Below are 20,566 nucleotides of genomic sequence, written 5' to 3'. Positions count from 1 at the left end.
AGTTAGGAGAACTATTTTTATGTTTAATAAAACCAACACAAATCAAGGTAACAGCGCTCAAAATAGAGCATCGCTAATTTCATCTCAAAAAATAACTAGTGGTGTCATAAAACTACCAACTAAGAATACTAGCGGAACTGCTAATAATTCTTCGCTAAATCAGGCTTTTGCCTTTTTTACAAAACTCGGATTGGCTAAGAAGGCGACTATTTTAGCGATAGCAATCGGTACAATACCAGTCTTGGGCATTGGTGCGATCGCTTTTACTTTTGCCAACAAGTCCATTACTAAGCAAATTACCCAGTCTCAACAAGCTGAAGCAACTGGTTTAAGTGATAAAATTAACCGCTTCATGCTGGGACGATACGGAGATATTCAGGTAATCTCAAGTTTACCTTTTTTGACAAGTTCCCAAGGTAGTACCAGCAATTCACAAAAACAAGCAGTTTTAGATCGAATTGTCGAAGCCTACAAAGCTTATGACAGTGTGGCTGTTTTTGATCGTCAAGGTAACTTGATTGTCCAATCCACAGGCGAACCTCTAGATAATCAAAAAGACTTTACCTACTTTCAAGACGCTTTACAAAAAGATACTCCTATCATCAGTAAACCGGAAGCAGCAAGAAATACTGGTGTAGTGAGTATTTATATAGCTGCACCTGTGAAAGAGAAAAGGACGGGCCAAACCATTGGCGTGGTAAGAGCGCGGCTGCCTGTAACATCCTTAGAAGAAGTCATCAAAAACTACGTCGCCAATGGACAACAATACCAGTTGCTTGATGCTTCAGGAACAGTTTTCTTGAGTCCCCAAAAGGGATTATTGGGGAAAGAAGCAAAGGGAGAGTATGCTAATTTATCTAAACTGTTGGTAGCAAACAAGGTAGATAGTTTTATAGATGTTCCCAAAACTGACAAAAAACAAAAATTAGTCAGCTACGTACCAGCCACCAAGCTAGATGGCTTACCTGATTTAAACTGGCAAGTACTTTTGTCCACCGACACTGCAACTGTATTTGAGCCGCAAAGACAATTGTTGTGGACTATAGCTGTGGGTACAGCACTGACAGCATTGATTGTAGGTGCGATCGCATCTTGGTTAGCTAAACTTACTACACTGCCAATTCTCACTGCAACTGCGGCATTAACAAAGCTTGGTCAAGGTAAATTCAATACCCGTGTGGAAATCGAGAGAGAAGACGAATTAGGGGTATTGAGTGCAAATATCAACCTGATGGCTGAACAATTGCAGGTTTTAGTTAAAGAACAGGAAGTAGACGTTGAAGGGGCAAAATTATTAGCAGAAATTACCTTACGAATTCGGAGAAGTCTGAAAACTGAAGATATTTATCACGCAGCAGTGAAAGAAGTTCAGCAAGTGCTAAAAACAGACCGAGTAATAATTTATAGCCTGAATCCAGATAATCGGGATGGCGTTGTTGTTGCGGAATCGGTAACTGGTAATTGGCCGGAAATGCTCGGAGTGAAAATCGACGATCCTTATTTTCGGGAACGTTATATAGAAATCGAGCGTGATGGACAGGTACAAGCAGTTGCAAATATTAATCAAGACCAAAGCTTGAAAAATGCCAATAGTTACATTCAACTATTAGAAAAATTTGCCGTCAAAGGTAATTTGGTCGTACCAATTCTTGCTCAAGAAAAACTTTTAGGCTTATTAATTGCTCATCATTGCGAAACTGTTCATATTTGGCAACAGCCGGAAATTGACTTATTTCAACAGATAGCAACTCAAGTCGGCTATGCCTTAGAACAAGCCAAGTTATTAGAGGAGATAGAACAAGTTAGGAATATTGGAATCACCGATTCTGACGATGAACGGCATCAAAAAGAAACACTGCAACAACAACTTTTAGAACTACTAAACGACGTAGAAGGTGCAGCCAGAGGGGACTTGACAGTACGTGCAGACGTGACGACTGGAGAAATCGGCACTGTTGCCGACTTTTTCAACTCAATTGTCGAAAGTCTCCGCGATATTGTTACCCAAGTTCAAAAAGCTGCCACCCATGTTAATACTGCCATTGGCTCTAACGAAGGAGCGATGCGCCACCTAGCAGAAGAAGCACTTACGCAAGCTGCCGAAATCAACCGCACCCTAGATGCTGTTGACCAAATGACCCAATCCATGAAAGCCGTAGCCGAAAGCGCCGAAAAAGCTGCTTTCGTTGCCAATCATGCGGCTAACACTGCTACCAAGAGTGGACACGCAATGGATTTAACAGTACAAAATATCCTGTCTTTAAGGGAAACCGTGGGTGAAACTGCTAAGAAAGTGAAACGTTTGGGAGAATCTTCGCAACAAATTTCCCGTGTAGTTTCCTTGATTAACCAAATCGCCATCCAAACTAACTTACTAGCCATTAACGCCGGCATTGAAGCAGCGCGTGCAGGTGAAGAAGGTCAAGGTTTTGCCGTAGTTGCTGAAGAAGTCGGCGAATTAGCAGTCAGGAGTGCCGCAGCAACTCAAGAAATTGAACAAATTGTTGAAAATATTCAACGAGAAACCAGTGAAGTGGTTCAGGCGATGGAAATAGGCACTACCCAAGTGGTAGAAGGAACTCTAATTGTGGAGGAGGCTAAACAAAGCCTGAGTGAAATTTTGGATGTATCGCGTCAAATTGACTCCTTAGTACAGTCGATTTCCACTGCAACGGCATCTCAAGTTGAAACATCACAAAGTGTTAGCCAATTGATGAAAGATATTGCTGCTATATCACAACGTACCAGTGATTCTTCTCGTCAAGTTTCCGAATCTCTACAACAAACGGTGGAGATTTCTCAACAGTTACAAGAGACTGTCGAGGCTTTCAAAGTTAGTTAAGTTTGTCATTTGTCCGTTGTCCGTTGTCCGTTGTCATTTGTCCGTTGTCATTTGTCCGTTGTCATTTTAGTAATGACCAATGACCAATGACCAATGACCAATGACCAATGACCAATGACTAATGACCAATGACCAATGACCAATAACTAAGGACAAAAACCATGTTACAAGATAAAGAATTAGAAATCCAGATGCAGTTTCTGGAAGAAGCAACTGATTACTTAAATACCTTAGAAGGGGTATTGCTGGAAATTGATACTACTAACCGCATTGATTTAGAGAAAATCAATGCGGCACTCCGGGCCGCTCATTCTATTAAAGGTGGCGCGGGGATGATGGGATTTAAATCGCTAAGTCATTTATCCCATCGTTTGGAAGATTCCTTTAAAGTTTTAAAAACGAAAAAAAATTCTTTAGAAATTGACACCCAGTTACAAAGTTTATTGCTATCTGGAGTTGATTGGCTGCGTCAGATTGTCGAATTGTTGGCAGAAGGAAATGTTGTTGAAGATGCGTGGTTAGCAACCTTTTGTTACCCGGTTTTTGATGAATTGCACGATCGCTTGGGCGACCCTACCCCGGAGGATGCCTCATCCATGCTATCCCCAGAGGATGGACAAGACGTTATCCCCTTGCTATTTGCCACAGAAGTAGAAGAGTGTTTGCAGCGTTTGGAATCTATATTGGCAGATAGCGAACAGCCCGGATTGCATGAAGAAATTGTGATCATGGCAGCTGAATTGGGCGGTTTGGGTGAAATGCTTCAGTTGGCAGCTTTTAGCAAGCTTTGTGAGTCAGTAACGCAGCAATTAGAAACCGTTATCAGTTCACGCATTCCCGAAATTGCCCAATTAGCATTGCAAGCATGGCGGCGATCGCAAGCTTTGGTGCTGACAAATCAACTAGATAACTTACCTACAGAACTTGATTTTGCTAGTTCTACGCAATCACCGCTACTATTACCAGCAGCAGAAGTAATACCACAGCTTCCCATCGCACACATAAATATTGTTGAGCCAGAAGCAGTGCCAACACCTGTTTGGCAGCCAGAAAATACTAGAGAAAATTGGACTAATGATGAAGCGTTGGCGCAGCCTAGCGCAGGTATCGCTGCTAATTTTACATTTGTAGATGCAGAATTTGCAGATGATGTTAATTCTATCAATGTTACAGAACAAAATCCTATATTTGCTAGAGAAAATAATCCTGCCGATGCTAAATCTAGCGAAGGAAAAGGAGAGTCAAATGGCGTTGTTAAAGATCGGGAAATTCATGAAAATAGCGTCCGAGTCCCCAGTAAACAACTAGAGCAAATTAATGATTTATTTGGTGAACTGATTGTTCAGCGAAATGGCTTAAACTCGCAATTAGAAAGATTACGCAAACTCGTCCGAAACCTGAACCAGCGAGTACAAGTTCTCGACCGAGAAAACCAGGATTTGCGTATAGCTTATGACAAAATTTCTACTCAAGCTGCTGGACTACGGGTACAAGCTGAAAATGGACAGCAAACACAAGGTACAGACAGAGAATTTGATGCCTTAGAAATGGATCGCTATAACGATTTAAACCTGCGATCGCAGGAAGTTATGGAAACCATTGTTCAGGTACAGGAAGTTACAACTGATGTGCAACTCAGTGTAGATGATACAGATCAAATCGCTCGTAAAATCAACAAAACATCCAAACAGTTACAGACAAAGTTAAATCACATCAGAATGCGGCCACTGTCCGATTTGACCGAACGTTTTCCTAGAGCCTTGCGTGATTTAAATGTAGAGTATGGGAAAAATGTTCAGTTAAAAATTGAAGGTGGCAACACTTTAATTGAACGTAGCATTTTAGAAACATTAAACGAACCTTTAATGCATCTCTTAAGGAATGCTTTCGATCATGGTATTGAAGACTCTGGCACTCGTCGCCTTTTAGGTAAACCAGAACAAGGATTGATTGAAATTACAGCTAGTCACCGCAGTAATCGCACCCTGATTACCATCCGAGATGATGGTTGGGGTATTTCTTTGGAGAAAATTCGCACCCGCGCTTTAGCGATGGGATTGGATGCTTCTCTACTCGCTAATGCTAGTGATGAAGAACTATTATCACTAATTTTTGAACCAGGTTTTACCACCTCCGAGCAAGTTACAGCATTATCTGGTCGAGGTGTCGGCATGGATGTAGTTCGTAACAATCTCAAACTAATTCGAGGAGATGTGAAAGTTGATACGGAACCAGGAGTTGGTACTACCTTCACCCTATCAGTACCATTTACACTTTCCGTTGCACGAGTTCTGCTGGTAGAAATCAACAAAATGCTGTTGGCATTTCCCACAGATGTCATTTCAGAAATATTCTTACTCCAACACGAGCGAGTTTTCCAAATGGCAGGTAGTGAAGTTCTAAATTGGCAAGGAACCATGCTGCCACTGATTCGCCTGACTCCTTATTTAGAGTTTAATTGTCTGCGCTACGATACTTCAGAATTAGAGACTCCGGCAGCAATTAATGCTAACAGTGTATTAGTAGTAAAAGGGAATAATCAGCCAGTAGCAATCCAAATAGACCGTTGTTGGGGTGAACAAGAAGTTGCTATTCGCCAAGTTGAGGGAAATATACCTTTACCGGAAGGCTTCAGCAACTGCACAATTCTCGGTGATGGTCGAGTAGTGCCACTAGTTAATGTGAATGAATTGCTGTATTGGATTGCTACAAATCGCCGGACTCCTAAAGGTATTCAATTACCATCAGCAAGGTTAAAGACACCGTTCTTAATATTTGATGAAAACAAAATATCAGCAGCATCCGTTAAGCAGAAAGGCACAATTTTAATTGTAGATGACTCGATTAATGTTCGCCGATTTTTAGCCTTGACCCTTGAAAAGGGAGGGTATCAAGTAGAGCAAGCTAAAGATGGTCAAGATGCCTTAGAAAAACTCCATAGTGGATTGAGAGTTGAAGCAGTAATTTGTGATATTGAAATGCCTCGTCTTGATGGTTATGGCTTTTTAGGTAAGGTAAATTCAGACGTTGACACAAAAAATATTCCAGTTGCGATGCTGACTTCTCGTAGCAGCAGTAAACATCGGCAACTGGCTATGCAATTGGGGGCGCGAGCTTACTTTTCTAAACCTTATAACGAGCAAGAATTACTTCAAACGCTGGAAGAAATCATCCGTAATATGGGAGAAAAGGCAGCGTCTAATTGATAATTCATAACTTGAAACAAGAATGCGACAAAAAGACAATTTGTAGAGACGCGATTCATCGCGTCTTTACCCAAGGATGTGTTGCACAATAAAGGCTACTGGCAAAAATTTGGGTTTTTGAGACGCGATAAATCGCCGTCTCTACAATTGTTTTGGTTTTATCTGAACTGTATTTATTGATATCACTAATAATCGCCTAGCTTTTTCGTGATACTATTTGTGTCAATTGAAATAATCTCTACATCAACTCAGTTTGTAGTGAATTTATGGTAACTGTAACACTGACGGCTGTTGCTACTGCGATCGCAACTACACTTTGGACTAAAGCACAAGAGAAAATCGGCGAAAACATTGGTGATGCTACATGGACGCTAGGTGGAAAGTTAATCGGATTACTTCGCCAGAAGGATCAAGCACCATCTCTCACTAGTGCTGTAGAAGCAAATGAACCGCAACGATTAGATTATGGTCAAGCAGTGCTGGAACTTCAAGCAGCAGCACAAGACCCAGAAATTGCTCAAGCTGTTATGGATGTGGAAGTAGCAGTCAACAATGACCAGTCTGAGATTGCTAAAGAAATTAAAAAGAAAGCAGCAGAAATCCAGTCTCAGTCGTCAATTGTCAACAACTTTGCGAAGTTAGCAGATAACCTTACTGTAAAGGAAGGTGGAATAGCTGGTCAATCAATCAATATTGGGACATATAACAACTGACCACAGTCGTCTCAAGGGGAGGATGGGACAAAGTTAACCCCCGATGACTGGCGTAAAATCTGCCGTGAATTGTTGGCAGAACGGCGAAAGCTGACTACAAATCCTCTGACATCGACTGAAGGGGTAGCGCTGCAAGTTGATGATGTTTACGTACCATTGGGATTAATTGAGCGTAAAAAACAATCTAAGCGTCAAGGTGATATTTCTCCAGAACAGGGTTCAGAACTGTACAAGGAGACAGAAATCACCAAAACGTTTGAGTATTGTGCTTTTCTTAAACAAGTTCTCAAACAGAAGAACACGCCTAAAAGTCAAGGTAAGCGAATTGCAATTATTGGCGAACCAGGAGCAGGAAAGACAACACTGTTACAGCAGATTGCTGATTGGGTATCTCGTAAGATTCACCAGTCGATTGTAATTTGGGTATCTTTAGCAGATTTGCGAGATAAGGAACTAAAATCTTATCTGTTTGAAACTTGGTTGACTCAGGTAGCTGAGAAAACAGGTAAAGCTGAAGCCACTAAGCAACTCAAGGATGATTTTGTTGCTCTGTTTAATCAAAATAATGTCTGGCTATTGCTAGATGGATTAGATGAAATGTCGGGTTCTAATCCTCTAACAGAAATTGCCCGACAGTTGCGTGAAGCAAGATTAATTTCTCAAGCGCGAATTGTGCTAACTTGTCGAGTTAATCTGTGGGATGCCGGTATTAATGCACTTGATGATTTTGATACCTATCGCACTTTAAATTTTTCTTATCCACAACAGGTAGAGAGATTTATTTATAAATGGTTTGTTGCTATTCCCGAAACTGGAAAGCACTTATGTACTGTGTTGAAAGAATCAGGTAAAGAACGGATTCGAGATTTAGTGAAAAATCCTCTGCGGTTGACGCTGCTGTGCTTGAATTGGCAATCAGGAGATGGCAAGTTACCGGATACTCAAGCGGGACTCTATCAGCAATTTGTTGATGACTTCTACAAGTGGAAAAAAGAGGAATTTACTACAAACCCTGACCAGCGTCAGCAACTTAATGTCAAATTGGGAGAATTAGCTAAAGCAGCAATAGACAAAGAAGCAACCCGTTTTCGCTTGCGGCAGGATTTTGTTAATCAATTTTTAGGATATATTGATGATGAAAATTCTCTGCTGAAATTGGCACTAAATCGCGGCTGGCTGAACTGTGTAGGGATAGATACAAATAGAAAACCTGTTTACGCTTTTTTTCATGCCTCATTTCAAGAGTACTTTGCTGCTATAGCAATTGATGACTGGCATTTCTTTCTCAACCATGTTCCCAAAAATCCCAGTCAAGGAATTTATCGGATCTTTGAACCCCAATGGAAGCAAACAATATTACTTTGGTTAGGGCGACCAGAAGAAAACCTCAAACAGCAAAAGCAACAGTTTATCTATTCTCTGGTGAATTTTGAAGATGGATGTGGCAAATATAAAGTATTTACAGGCAAAGGTTTTTATGAATATCAAGCTTACTTTTTAGCTGCCATAGGAATTGCTGAGTTTAGCGACTGTTTCAGAGCGGATAAAATAGTAGAGCAAATTGTCAATTGGACAATTGGTGGTCTAAGTTCAATTCAAGAAGAAGCTAAGTCAGCACTGAAACAGACAGACCGTACAAAAGCGATCGCCCTCTTGCTGCAACTGTTGCAATCAACAGATGCCTTAGAAGTCAATCGTATTCAGGCGGCAGAAAAGTTAGGGCAAATCGACCCTGGTAATAAAAATGCGATCACCACTTTGCTACAACAGCTTCATTCAACTGATGAGTATTATGAGATTATCCGTTGGCTGGCAGCAAAAAGCTTAGGGAAAATCGGTATTGGCGACGAAAAGGCCATTGCTGCTTTGGTGCAACTGCTGCAATCAAGTGATTTGCATCAGGAAATATATATACAAGCTGCAACAAGCTTAGTTCAAATCGATCCTGGCAATAAAAATGCGATCGCTGCCTTAGTGCAACTTCTGCAATCAACAAATCTGGATGCGGACACCCGTCGGCGCGCAGGCTATAGCTTATGGGAAATTGGCACTAGTGATAAAAATATAATCATCACCTTGACACAACTGCTCCAATCAACAAATCTGGATGAAGACAGTCGTAGGCTAGTATCATATATCTTACAGGAAATCGTCACTGGCAATCAAAATGTAATAGTCGCCTTGACACAACTGCTCCAATCAACAGATGTGGATCAAGAAATTCATGGGTTGGCTGCACATTGGTTATGGGAAATCAACACTAGCAATAAAAATAAAATCGCCGCCTTGTCGCAACTGCTGCAATCAACAGATATAAATGAGGAAACCCGTAAACTAGTAGCATATAACTTAGGGCAAATCGATCCTGGTAATTCACAAGCAATTACTACATTGTCGCAACTGCTGCAATCAACAGATATAAATGAGGAAACCCGTAGACTAGTAGCATATAACTTAGGGCAAATCGATCCTGGTAATTCACAAGCAATTACTACATTGTCGCAACTGCTGCAATCAACAGATATAAATGAGGAAACCCGTAGACTAGTAGCGTATGACTTAGGGCAAATCGATAGTGGTAATCTACAAGCAATCACTACATTGGTTCAATTGCTGCAATCAACAGATGTCGATGAGGGCAAGCGTATAATTACGGCAGAAAGCTTGGGGCGAATCTTACGAGACAATAACTCTCGATTTGCAGTAGTCAAAACTTTAAGCAGTTCTTTGCTATTGGGTGATGTAGAATACGATGTTGTCTGGAATTGCGCCCAGAATATGCCTTACCCCGATTTCTATCAAGCTTGGCATCAGCATAATTTTGTTACTCGTGCCATGCAAAGCTTAAAGAAAATCCTCTTCACAAGAATAATTTAAGTACTTTTGCAGCAGCGACGTTGCAATATGTCGTGCAGTAAGTAACTACAGCTTGTCCATGCGTTACAAAAATAGAAGCCGTTGTTACAAATGCTTGAACGTTAGTAACAATTGTTTATTCATTTCTAGCAAATGTTTATACCTTTGTTGCAAATGCTTAAACAAAACTTATCAATATAGAAACATTTCTAGCAAATGATTATACCTTTGTTGCAAATGCTTAAACAAAGCTTATCAATATAGAAGCATTTCTAGCAAATGATTATATGTTTGTTGCAAATACTTAAACAAAGCTTATCAATATAGAAGCATTTCTAGCAAATGATTATATGTTTGTTGCTTATGCTTAAGCAAAGCTTATCAATACAGAAGTTATCGTCACAAATGGCTCTGCTTGTTTTGTTTAGGTCACGCCTTTTGCGTGTTAGCTCTAATTATAAAGTTATATGAGTGGCAGTAAACCGTACACCAAGCGATCGCCATGATTCAGTAAGTGTAGGTTCATGAGTTCAACAAACCTCTCCCTGCCTTGAACCAAGTCCTATACTATTAACAGCACAACTTAGATTCACGACAATGAAAGCAATTGAAGTCAAGGGAACCGTGAACGCATTGGGTCAAATTTCTTTAGACAAGCCGTTGACTATAGCAAAACACAGTCGTGTCCGAGTCATTGTTTTAATCACGGAAGAGAATGAAGAGGATGATGAGCTTGTCGAGTCTGCCGGTGAAAGTTTCCGTCAAGGTTGGTACGATGCGATGACTGGAAATACTATACCTGTATCTCAACTGTGGGAAGGTATTGATGCAGAGTGAACCACCTTTGATTCAAGTCGAAGCCACTGCTAAATTTAAACGTAATCTGCGTATCTTAGCCAAAAAGTACCGGAATATTAGTAATGATATTCAACCAATAATAGAACAACTGCAATCAGGAGAATTACCAGGAGACAAAATACCCGGAGTTGGATATACAATTTTTAAGCTACGGGTCAAAAATAGTGATGTTCAAAAAGGTAAAAGTGGTGGGTATCGAGTAATTTATTATTTAAAAACAGATACAAATATTATTTTAGTAACCATATACTCAAAATCTGAACAAGAAGACATCTCAGCAGAAGAAATTCAACAAATATTAACTGACTTTAAGCAGCAACATCAAGAAGAATAGGCGATCGCTATTTGCTGTCTTTTAGGATAGCAAATAGCGATGTCTACGATGGACACTGAGCTTGCCGTACCGCTTCGTGGAAACAAGCTACGCGGAGCATCTGGTAGAGAAGTGCGGGCTACGCCTACGTGCAATTTTGCTGCATATTGAACCATTTATACCAATAAAGGCAAGATTTCACAGCCTTCTGAAAATTATTCAATTAGATTTTGAATCTCTGCGTTATCAAAACCCGCTTGGCAAATTAATTTTAAACATTATGACTGGAGTTTAGACTAAAAGCGATATGAGAGAACGCAAACCAAATGGAATTAGAGGTTAAAAATATTATCTTGTCAGCCTCAAAACATCCGCGACCTTGAACAATTATTGTGTAGTATGTTTGCAGAGAGAATAATACAATAATGATAATCATGAAAATGGTGGGAGAGAAACGAGCGACGCTCGTTTCTCTCCCACCCCCTCCCTATTCGATTATCATTATCAGATAGAGATTAGATGGGGAATGATTAAGAAAAAAAGGGGTGTCTGATTGAATACAGTCCCCCTTTTGGCAGAAAGTGAGAAAAGAACTACCATTACTCACCTGCCAACATGAAAAATGCCAGACTTGAAGAGTTTCGTCAAGTAGCCTACAAATATTTAGGTAGAGCCAAAGACGCGACCTTTGAATTAACAGATGCCATATTACTGACTCGCAATGTTTATTCATTAGCAGACTTATCTTTATCACCCGTATTCAGACGCAAGTGGTCAAGTATTTATGAAGCGCTACAAGATAGCAGACCGCAGCGACAGAAATTGATGCAGTTATACATCAAACAGATACCAGTAGAGGGACGACCCTTGTTAGCAGGCGACCACACAAACTGGCTCGCCCTGATGCAGTAACGCTGCAAGAGAGGACTTATGAGCATAGTGGCACATCCATAGCAGAAAATAAACCGATTAGCATTGGTCAAGGATATAGCACAATTGCCTGGATACCAGAAAAATCAGGTAGTTGGAAACTACCCTTGAGACATGAACGGATCACAAGTGGCGAAAGCCCAATTCAGAAAGCGGTTTGGCAACTTAAACAGGTGTGTAAACATTTAGCCGTTAGACCAATTTCAGTTTGGGACAGTGAATATGGGTGTGCGCCTTTTGTGTTGAAAACTGCCAGTATTCCCGCAGATATTCTGGTAAGATTGCGCTCAAATCTTTGTTTATGGGGTGAACCTGAAGCTTATTCGGGTAAAGGACGACCCAAAAAACACGGGTCTAAATTCAAACTTAGTGAACCCGCGACATGGAGTGATGCAGAATCTGTTTTAGAATTGGATGATCCGAAACTACAACGGGTAAGAGTTAGCCTCTGGAAAAATTTACATTTCCGTAAAGCGGCAGCGTGTCCGATGCTACTCCTGCGGGTTGAACGTCTCAATGCACAAGGTAACTTGAGAGTGTTAAGACCTTTGTGGTTGGCTTGGGTAGGAGAAGAAATGCCACCTGTGGAGGAAGTTTGGCGACTTTATTTGCGTCGTTTTACAATTGACCATTGGTATCGCTTTTTAAAACAACGTCTACATTGGACTGTTCCCAAGCTAGGCACTCCTAAACAATCCGAGCGGTGGAGCGACTTAATGCCTTTTATGACTTGGGAGTTGTGGTTAGCCCGTGATATCGTTGCTGACAATCCTCTACCTTGGCAGAAATCTCAGGGTAATTTGACCCCTGGAAGAGTTGCTCAAGCTATGGGTGGAGTTTTCGCCGCCATTGGTACTCCAGCCCTTCCACCCAAACCTCGCGGAAAGTCCCCTGGTTGGGAAGCCGGAAAAAAGCGTCACCGTAAAAACCGATGCCCGATTGTTAAAAAAATCGTAACACGACCACGTAAAGAGCCATCAGTTGCGGTTTAATACTAAAGATTATTTATAATTTCGCTAAGTCTCTAATTAACTCAGCCCTGCTGGGTCGTTTTGCATAGCTTAGTCTAAACTCCAGTTATGATGTATCTATGTAATTGTACAAGTAATTTTTTTATTCCTTTAAAAATTAATACCAGGAGTTTTAGGTGACAAAAAACAAGAGAAAAAAGGCTGTTGTTCAAGCTATTTTCACAGCCTTCGCCTTGGGTTGGGTGATAATGCAAGTGGAATCAGCCCAAGCTGCGACTTTGACGGTTAACAATCTTGATGACAGTGGCGTTGGCTCGTTGCGAGATGCTATCAACATTGCAAGTAGCAATGACGTGGTAGAGTTCTTATTGGGTAGTAATCCTAGTACAATTACCCTGACGAGTGGGGCACTTGCGATCGCAAAGAATCTTACTATCAATGGCCCAGGTGCTAATTTACTTACCATTAGTGGTAATAATCAATTCCCCGTGTTTAACATTAGCGCCGCCGATGTTACACTTTCTGGGTTAGCGATCGCTGGTGATATCAATGGTTACAATTCTAGTAACGTAACATTTTTCAATACTACTGTTAACGACAACGTGAAAATAGATAACAGTACTGGTAACGTAACTTTTATCAATAGCACTATCAACGTCAATAGTGTGCAGATTAATGCTAATACACTGACGCTGATTAATGATAGTAATATAACAACAGTTCCAAGTAACCCAATCGGCGGCGGCAATTCTGGGCAAAGCAGTAGCGGTGGCAATATTTCAATAGGAGCAGGCACGATCACTATTACAAGCCCTAACCTTACTCTGATACAAGTACCCGAACCAAGTGCGATCGCTGGTGTTATACTTGCTAGTGGTTTAGCTTGGTTAGTGAAGAGAAAGCAAGTATTTATTAGCAAAGGCTCTGAATGAGATTTACCCTAAATGACTATCAGGGTATACTTCTTAGTCTGTAATTGAAAAACTGCGATCGCTTCAGTAAGTAGCAGCAGTTAATTATAAATCAGCAAATAGTTTAAGAATGTGGAGATTAACTTGTGTCAACCTCCACAAAATCTTGTTTGATGATTGCTGTAAATACTAAATCAATTTTCTGAAACTAAAATACTCCCAGCAACCTTTATTAAGCCTCTACTTTTACACCCTTCCAGAAGGCTATATAACCCTCAATATTCTTAGCCTTCTCCTTGGTGCTGGGATAGTACCAAGCAGCATCTTTATTGGTTTGTCCATCAACCTCAATACTGTAGTAGCTAGCGACACCTTTCCAAGGGCAAGTACTGTGGGTATTACTGTCTGTGAAGTACTCCTTGTTAATGGAGTCAGCAGGGAAGTAATGGTTGTTTTCCACAACTACGGTATTATCGCTTTCGGCTAAAACTGAGCCATTCCAAATTGCTTTCGGCATAAGTGAGTTTGTAAATAAACTATACACTTAACATTTTGACACGATCGGCTTATTTTATCCTCCCGAACGTCTACCTTACACCAGAGTCCATCCAACCTCAAATCAATAATCAATAAGGTTTAGAGAAAATTTTGCAATGCCAGTATTAATTACCATCACTTTTGTTTATCAAATTAAAAATTAAAAGTATTTGCTTCTATCGGAAAGATTTCCTAGCATATTGATATGGAAACTTAAGTAGCTAAAAAAAGTTGGATTTCAGTTTATAGCCAAAAGTAAAAAATCTCTAGAAGGGAAAATTGTTATTACATATATATGAGCGATCGCACCTTTGAGAATGGCTAGCAAACAAGATATTTAAGTTGGCGCACTTTTGCATTTTCTAAGTTTTTACTTACTAAATTTTTTACAATTTTTCAACTCCTAGGAGTGGGGTTAATTTTACTCAGCTATTTGGTGTAATTAACAAATCAAGCTATCAAATAAACTGAGTAAAAAATGTTGAGATTTATAAAAAAGCAGACTTGCAACTCAATAATACTGACTGGTGTACTTCGTTTTAATTAAGGATAACTGTATGAAAATTCCAAACTTGATAAATTCTGCACATCTTGTTGCTTGGATTAATTCTATGCCTAAAATCACTAATGTTCATACAGCCAACAATAAACAAAGTGGCGCATCAATGAACACAGCCGTTAACTCTGACGTTTTATCTAGCTATTCCAAGAATGTAAATTCTCTCAAATCATTTGATACTGCTTTTCTTGCATATCAAATGATGGGACTGAGTAATTTTGATGAAAGAAGATAGAGAATAAATTTCAAACATCTATGATTGCTAAAAAGCAGGATTTTGTTAATAAATGAAACTAATGAATCTAGCACAATTTAGGGAAAAATTATGAAACTGACGAATTTGATAAATTCTGCAATTGTCGTTGCATGTATTGCTTTTGTACCTGGAATTGTTGACGCTCAAACAGTTAATAATAGTGGCAGACAAATCAACAGAGATTCGCAAAATGCCAGCTATCTTCAACCTTTCAATGTTGCTTTTCTAGCTTATCAAGGTGCTTTCAGAGAACAGGGTATTCCCAGTGCGGGTACTTTGCTATCTGAATTCCAAATAGGAAACCTGACAGCGAAAGATATAGTGCAAGCTGCTATCAAGGCTAATAAATTACCAACGCAAGTTTTGAACGATCGAGGTTATGTTAATGCGGTCGAATCGCAGGTGACATCAATGATCAATGGTAATGACATAGGTAGCTAAAGATGAGCAGGGGGCAGAGAGTAGGGAGACAAGGGAGAATTATTGAACAAGTTCTTTCTCCTGTGTCTCTTTTTAATGCGCCCCGCCTCTTGTGAAATCAAACTTACCTGTCCCTACTTGCTCATCCGATTGGGCATGAATCACTGCGCTGGCAATTTTGGATGTGTAGTTGAGTACTTTCCTACGATTTCAGAAATCTCAGGGTTGTAAAGTCTCAAATAATTCCAGTAGTTGCCAAATACTTGACGCACATAATTTTTGGTTTCATCAAAGGGAATTTGTTCAACAAACTCATCTGGGTCTTGTGTAGTTAGAGTTTGCAGCCATTTGGAGACATTACCAGGCCCGGCATTGTAACTGGCGATCGCTAACAACGAGTTATTGTTATATTGCTGATGGGTATGATCCAAATACCATGTACCCAGCATAATATTATCGTTGGGATTTTCTAGGCTTATTGTTTTGAAATCCACCTTAATTTGTGGGGCGATCCATTTAGCTGTACTCGGCAACACTTGCATCAAGCCAGTAGCATCAGCGACGGATTTGATTTTTGGCTCAAACCTTGACTCTTGACGCATCAAAGCAGTTACTAGCAGGGGATTGAGTTTACGCTCAAGAGACCATTTTTCAGTCTCTCGGAGATAGGGAAATGGATAACGCGCTTGCCAGTAAGCGATCTGTTTGCTTAGAGTTTGATATTGGGCAAGTTCTGCTGGTGTTTCCCGGTCTTCCAACTTAGAGATTTTGTCAATTCCAATGAGATTTTCTCCCCTGGCCTGCCGCATCAACCCTTCAGTAAATTGCTCTGCTACCGTTGGCTGAATTTTATTCTGAAATTCCGTTTCCCATTGTAACCAGGCATCGCGGTCTTGACCCAGCAAATACAATTCTTTGAAAGTCTCAGAACCAGCCGGTGGTAATGAACGCTGGGGTGCAATTACTTCGGGGTTCATGACGCGCACGTTGTCGAAGTTGCCGACATTAAGCCCCCGCATATTCGCTGCTCGCCAAGCATAGTAAGAGTAGGGAAACTGACTAATTACATAGTCATAAGCAGTTTGAGATTCCTGCTGTTTTCCTAGCGAAGCTGCCCATTTACCTACCCAAAAGCCTGCTCTTGGAGCCAAAATACTGTTGGGATTGTTAGTAACAATTGGCTCTGCCCATTGCCAAGCACCGACATAATCTTTGGCTTTGGCTTTATCTTGGGCGATTTTCCAGCGATACTCTGCGGCTTCATCAGAATTGCCGTATTTGGCTATCAGTAATTGCCACGCCGCGCTAGCTGACTTTTGATCCTTGAGGGTTTCGAGAGTTTTGGCTTTTTGTACTAGTGCAGTACCAGCTTGTTTAGGAAATTTACTAATTACCTGGTCAAGATAAGGTAAGCCGTCTTTACCTGTTTTTGCTGTTTCTGCTAACCGTAGTAGTGCAGTCCCAGCTTCCTCGGTAGTGGGAAATTGCTGTACCAATTGTTTATAAGTGGCGATCGCTATTTCTTTGTCTTTGCCTCCAATCTGTAACCCTCGTGCAGTCCGGTAGAGGTTGCGCGATGTTTTGGGTGCTTTGGCATAAGTATTCGCCGCTTTCAAAAATTGACTATTTTCCCAATAGCTTGTGCCAATTAGTTCCCAATCTTCGGGTTTGAGGGTGGTCTGTTTGACTAACTGATCTAAAACGCCCACTATGCCTGGTTGATCGTAAGCATAAGTAGCCAAAATCAATTGTAATTTTGGCTGGTTGGGGTTTTCTTGCAAGCGTTTACGAATAATTTCCCAAGTTAGAGGATTGGAAGGAAATTGAGCGATCGCTATTTCTTGTTGCTTCGGTTGGGCAATCAGATATAGTGCTTTCACCGAAGCCGCTTCTTTGGGATACTGTTTCAGCACACTTTGCCTAAGATCCGAGGCTTTGCCATCTTCGCCCAGCATATCCTCTGCCTGGGCTTGTTTCAGCAAAATATAGGGTGCGAGGATAGGATAGTCTTTGTCTAATCCTTGGAGTAAAGCCAGGGCTTTTTGGGCTTGGGTTCTTTCAATGTAATCACTCGCCAAAAGATAACGAGCGCGATTTCGGTCTGGCGATCGCGACTGCCCTGCAATCTCTGCTAGTTTTGCCGCCCGTTCTGGCAGAGATTGTGATATCAGTGGGAAGACGGCTGATTGGGCAATACTAGCATCAGATGTTTGCTCTGCCTGATTCTTACCCAGTTTGAGCCATTGCCCAACGGTTTTACCAATCTCAGGTGCTGATACCATTGCCCCAGCTAAAAAGGCAAACAGTGCCGCACCCGCAATTATGGAAATTTGCTTTTTCTGTAGTTTCTTCAGCATGAATACCCGCTGAAAAGTTCCGATGAATTTCCTGAAACTTTAACACTCCTAACCATTAGTATTACCAATTTTTAATTTTAGATTTTTAATTTTATGTACAAAAATACTAATTTTCAATCCTACGGTTGATAGTACTGAGTAATTAGCACATATTAAATACTATTACATCTATCTTTAGTACAATTTTTTCGGCAGTAATCTTTAACTCCAGAATCTATTTCCGCCATTAACAATAGCGTACTCACCATCTGTAACACTCCCCTCACGCCCCAAACGCCACTAAACATGGGGCAAATTGAATTTGTCCCGCAACGTCAAGAAGGTTTTTTGCGACGCAATCGAACGAATTCTTGCAGAGCAAGATTCATTAGTTCTTTTTGGGTTGTGAGCTTGGTTAGTTGGAAGGCTTCGTTGGGAAGGGCTTCATCAAGGTTAAGGGTAATTTGCATAGGATTGAATATGGATTGAAGCAGGGACAATTATTCTCTTTGTCTTATTAACCCAATAGACAACCGACCCAGTTCAGGGCAAATGTTTGTTAGCTGCGTCTGTGCTGAAGCCTTAAGCTACTTATCTTTGGCACAATGCCTTTTCAATAGCTCTGCCAAAACAACAGTGGATCGCACTGGTTACTCAATTCTAGTAGTCTGTCAAATTCATTTTGACGATTAAAGACGCGATGAATCGCCGTCTCTAGAGAGAATTTATCCATCAATTCTTTATTGACAGACTACTAGTGCGATCGCTGCAATAGTAGAAGCAAATAACTTAAATGTATTTATTTATACGTATTTACTCAGGCGTGGTGTAAAAGCTGTCGGCAGTCCAATAGATTAGAGATAATATTTCTATGATTCAGTAATTCTCTATCATCTATGACTCAAGCCATACCCAAGCTAGTAACCTTTGAGGAATTTGTCGATTGGCTACCCGAAAATCGACGAGTCCGCTATGAACTGCATAACAGAGAAATTGTTGAGATGGCACAACCAGTAGGAGAACATGAAGAAGTTAAAGGATTTCTAGGTATCAAAATTTCTGTTGAAATCCAACGTCTAGGACTGCCCTACTTCATACCTAACCAAGTTATAGTTAGACCTCCTGAAAAAGATTCTGGTTACATCCCTGATGTGTTGGTGCTAAATCGTGCAAATCTGGAAAACGAAAAATCATGGAAAAAAGAATCTATCGTTAGTTTGGGTGCATCAATACCTTTGGCAATTGAGGTTGTATCAACCAACTGGCGGGACGATTACTACTTAAAATACGCTGATTATGAAGAGATGGGTATCCCAGAATACTGGATTGTCGATTATGCTGCTTTGGGTGGACGCAATTTTATCGGCAATCCTAAATAACCGACAATCATCGTTTGTAACTTGGTTGATGAGGAATATCAAATAAGTAAGTTTCGAGATAACGATGCCTGCGGCAACCCCTTCGGGGAACGCATTATCTCCCAAACCTTTCCCGAATTGAATCTCACCCCAAACCAGATTTTTCAAGCTGCTGTGGTATAGCGTTTATGTTTTGCCAATTCTGGAGTTCGTCCTTTCAAGCCAATCATCAACTTCAGCATAAACACCTTTAATACAGGAACTCGTTGCAAAAACCATAAACCCAAGCGACGAACCACCACTACAGGTAAGAAGTTATTAGAAAACATCCGATCTAACAAATCGGTGAAACCTAAAATAGTCAGGTTTTCCAACTTACGCCAGCGTTCATAACCTTTCAGAATTTGAATGTCGCCAATATCTTTACCCGCTTGGTGCGCTGCTTGGATTACTTGTGCCAAAGCTGCTGCATCCCGAATTCCCAGATTTAAACCTTGTCCACCCACAGGATGGCAATTGTGCGCCGCATCACCAATTAATGCCAGTCGGGGGAGAACATAGCGATCGCTTTGCATGAGTTGTACCTGGAATACAAAGCGCTCGCCTAGTAATTCCAAGTTCCCCATCTGATCGCCATAGCGACGGGTGAGTTCTGCTAAAAATTGCTCATCATCTAAGGCACACAAAGCCTTTGCTTCTTCGTGAGGGGCTGTCCACACAATGCGGCAACGGTTCCCTGGTAAAGGTAAAATCGCAAAGGGCCCGCTAGACCAAAATCTTTCGTAAGCGGTGTTATTGTGCGGTTTTTCTGGTTTGACAAATGCCACGATGCAAGACTGCCAATATTTCCAGCCAGAGGTTTTAATACCAGCAGCTTGACGAATTGGCGATCGCGCCCCATCTGCTGCTATCAGTAATTTGCTGCGAACTGAGTATAACTGATCGGCAATTTTAATATCTATCGCTACTATATCTTGCTGGTAATTAGTATTTACCACTTCAGCCGGACACAGATATGTCACATTTGCACAATCTTGGACAAACTCCTGCAAAGGCTGCAACAGCGCTTGATGTTCTGCCACATAACCCAACTCTGCTGTATGTATATCATCTGTGGTAAATTCCACCACATTGGGATAATCGGCATCAGAAAGACGAACTCGGCAATATTTGGCAATTTGAGGCAATATTTTGTCCCAAACTCCAATTCCTTGGTAAATTAGCGCTGAAAGCTGATGAACTGCATAAGCTTGTCCTTTCGCTACGGCCGCTGATGCGACTTTCGCCTCAATCAGCAAGATACTCAAGCCAGAATCTTTTAAAGCAGAGGCTAGAGTTAACCCAATAATCCCACCGCCGACAATTACCAAATCATATTCATATCCCCGCAAGTCTGGCGGTGTTGGTTGAGGGGAGAGAGGTTGCTCAAGCTGCGTTAGGGCCATTGTTAAGTTAGGTTACAGCGTCTTTTACTCTTATTTTGACGCGATCGCGCCTCCT

Annotated in this window: 14 protein-coding genes and 2 pseudogenes; 11 read left to right on the top strand and 5 right to left on the bottom strand. The window is 40.9% G+C overall.

Going from position 1 to position 20,566, the window contains the following annotated elements; genetic code table 11:
* Nucleotides 1-19 precede the first annotated feature (19 nt).
* The 6 genes from FD724_RS14945 (at nt 20) to FD724_RS14920 (ending at nt 10,809) form a co-directional block, all read left to right on the top strand.
* Nucleotides 20-2,842, top strand: coding sequence for a methyl-accepting chemotaxis protein (locus tag FD724_RS14945; RefSeq protein ID WP_179073174.1), 2,823 nt, complete (start codon nt 20-22; stop codon nt 2,840-2,842).
* A 161-nt stretch (nt 2,843-3,003) separates the two neighbouring features.
* A complete protein-coding gene (locus FD724_RS14940; RefSeq protein ID WP_179073173.1) occupies nt 3,004-6,048 on the top strand; it encodes a hybrid sensor histidine kinase/response regulator in 3,045 nt (1,014 codons plus the stop codon).
* A 266-nt stretch (nt 6,049-6,314) separates the two neighbouring features.
* The gene (locus tag FD724_RS14935) at nt 6,315-6,761 is read left to right on the top strand and encodes a hypothetical protein (protein ID WP_179073172.1); all 447 of its coding nucleotides are present in this window, start codon (nt 6,315-6,317) and stop codon (nt 6,759-6,761) included.
* A 72-nt stretch (nt 6,762-6,833) separates the two neighbouring features.
* Entirely contained in the window at nt 6,834-9,638 is a 2,805-nt protein-coding gene (locus FD724_RS14930) for a HEAT repeat domain-containing protein (protein WP_256874568.1), read from the top strand.
* Between the two features lie 576 nt (nt 9,639-10,214).
* On the top strand, nt 10,215-10,454 hold the full coding sequence (locus tag FD724_RS14925; RefSeq protein ID WP_179073171.1) for a hypothetical protein: 240 nt from the start codon (nt 10,215-10,217) through the stop codon (nt 10,452-10,454).
* Entirely contained in the window at nt 10,444-10,809 is a 366-nt protein-coding gene (locus FD724_RS14920; protein WP_179073170.1) for a type II toxin-antitoxin system RelE/ParE family toxin, read from the top strand. Before FD724_RS14925 ends, FD724_RS14920 begins: the two co-directional genes overlap by 11 nt.
* Here the strand turns inward: FD724_RS14920 and FD724_RS14915 are convergent.
* The gene (locus tag FD724_RS14915) at nt 10,797-10,964 is read right to left on the bottom strand and encodes a hypothetical protein (protein WP_179073169.1); all 168 of its coding nucleotides are present in this window, start codon (nt 10,962-10,964) and stop codon (nt 10,797-10,799) included. The genes FD724_RS14920 and FD724_RS14915 overlap by 13 nt on opposite strands.
* 439 nt (nt 10,965-11,403) lie before the next feature.
* Between FD724_RS14915 and FD724_RS14910 the strand changes: the two are divergent.
* Both FD724_RS14910 and FD724_RS14905 read left to right on the top strand, forming a co-directional pair.
* A pseudogene (locus tag FD724_RS14910) lies at nt 11,404-12,710 on the top strand (NF041680 family putative transposase).
* Nucleotides 12,711-12,865: 155 nt separating this feature from the next.
* Nucleotides 12,866-13,621, top strand: coding sequence for a PEP-CTERM sorting domain-containing protein (locus tag FD724_RS14905; protein WP_179073168.1), 756 nt, complete (start codon nt 12,866-12,868; stop codon nt 13,619-13,621).
* A 211-nt stretch (nt 13,622-13,832) separates the two neighbouring features.
* Here the strand turns inward: FD724_RS14905 and FD724_RS14900 are convergent, their stop codons facing one another.
* Entirely contained in the window at nt 13,833-14,117 is a 285-nt protein-coding gene (locus FD724_RS14900) for a DUF427 domain-containing protein (protein WP_179073167.1), read from the bottom strand.
* A gap of 577 nt (nt 14,118-14,694) precedes the next feature.
* Between FD724_RS14900 and FD724_RS14895 the strand changes: the two genes are divergently transcribed.
* Together FD724_RS14895 and FD724_RS14890 are read left to right on the top strand one after the other, a co-directional pair.
* Nucleotides 14,695-14,931, top strand: a complete 237-nt coding sequence (locus FD724_RS14895; protein WP_179073166.1) for a hypothetical protein — start codon at nt 14,695-14,697, stop codon at nt 14,929-14,931.
* Between the two features lie 90 nt (nt 14,932-15,021).
* Nucleotides 15,022-15,393, top strand: coding sequence for a hypothetical protein (locus FD724_RS14890; protein WP_179073165.1), 372 nt, complete (start codon nt 15,022-15,024; stop codon nt 15,391-15,393).
* A 140-nt stretch (nt 15,394-15,533) separates the two neighbouring features.
* Here FD724_RS14890 and FD724_RS14885 read toward each other — a convergent pair whose 3' ends face one another.
* Both FD724_RS14885 and FD724_RS14880 read right to left on the bottom strand, forming a co-directional pair.
* Entirely contained in the window at nt 15,534-17,729 is a 2,196-nt protein-coding gene (locus tag FD724_RS14885) for a transglycosylase SLT domain-containing protein (RefSeq protein ID WP_179073164.1), read from the bottom strand.
* Between the two features lie 314 nt (nt 17,730-18,043).
* Nucleotides 18,044-18,178: a type II toxin-antitoxin system VapB family antitoxin gene (locus FD724_RS14880; RefSeq protein WP_256874566.1), complete on the bottom strand. Its 135-nt coding sequence runs from the start codon at nt 18,176-18,178 to the stop codon at nt 18,044-18,046.
* Between the two features lie 426 nt (nt 18,179-18,604).
* Here FD724_RS14880 and FD724_RS14875 point away from each other — a divergent pair.
* Nucleotides 18,605-19,249 (top strand): annotated as a pseudogene (locus FD724_RS14875) (Uma2 family endonuclease).
* On the opposite strand, the gene FD724_RS14870 reads toward FD724_RS14875, so the two are convergent.
* Nucleotides 19,231-20,511: an FAD-dependent hydroxylase gene (locus FD724_RS14870; protein WP_179073163.1), complete on the bottom strand. Its 1,281-nt coding sequence runs from the start codon at nt 20,509-20,511 to the stop codon at nt 19,231-19,233. The pseudogene FD724_RS14875 and the gene FD724_RS14870 sit on opposite strands and share 19 nt — an antisense overlap.
* Nucleotides 20,512-20,566: the final 55 nt, after the last annotated feature.

Source organism: Nostoc sp. C057 (genome assembly GCF_013393925.1).
In the GTDB taxonomy this organism is placed as follows: Bacteria; Cyanobacteriota; Cyanobacteriia; order Cyanobacteriales; family Nostocaceae; genus Nostoc; species Nostoc muscorum_A.
This window is presented reverse-complemented; position numbering and strand designations above follow the sequence as displayed.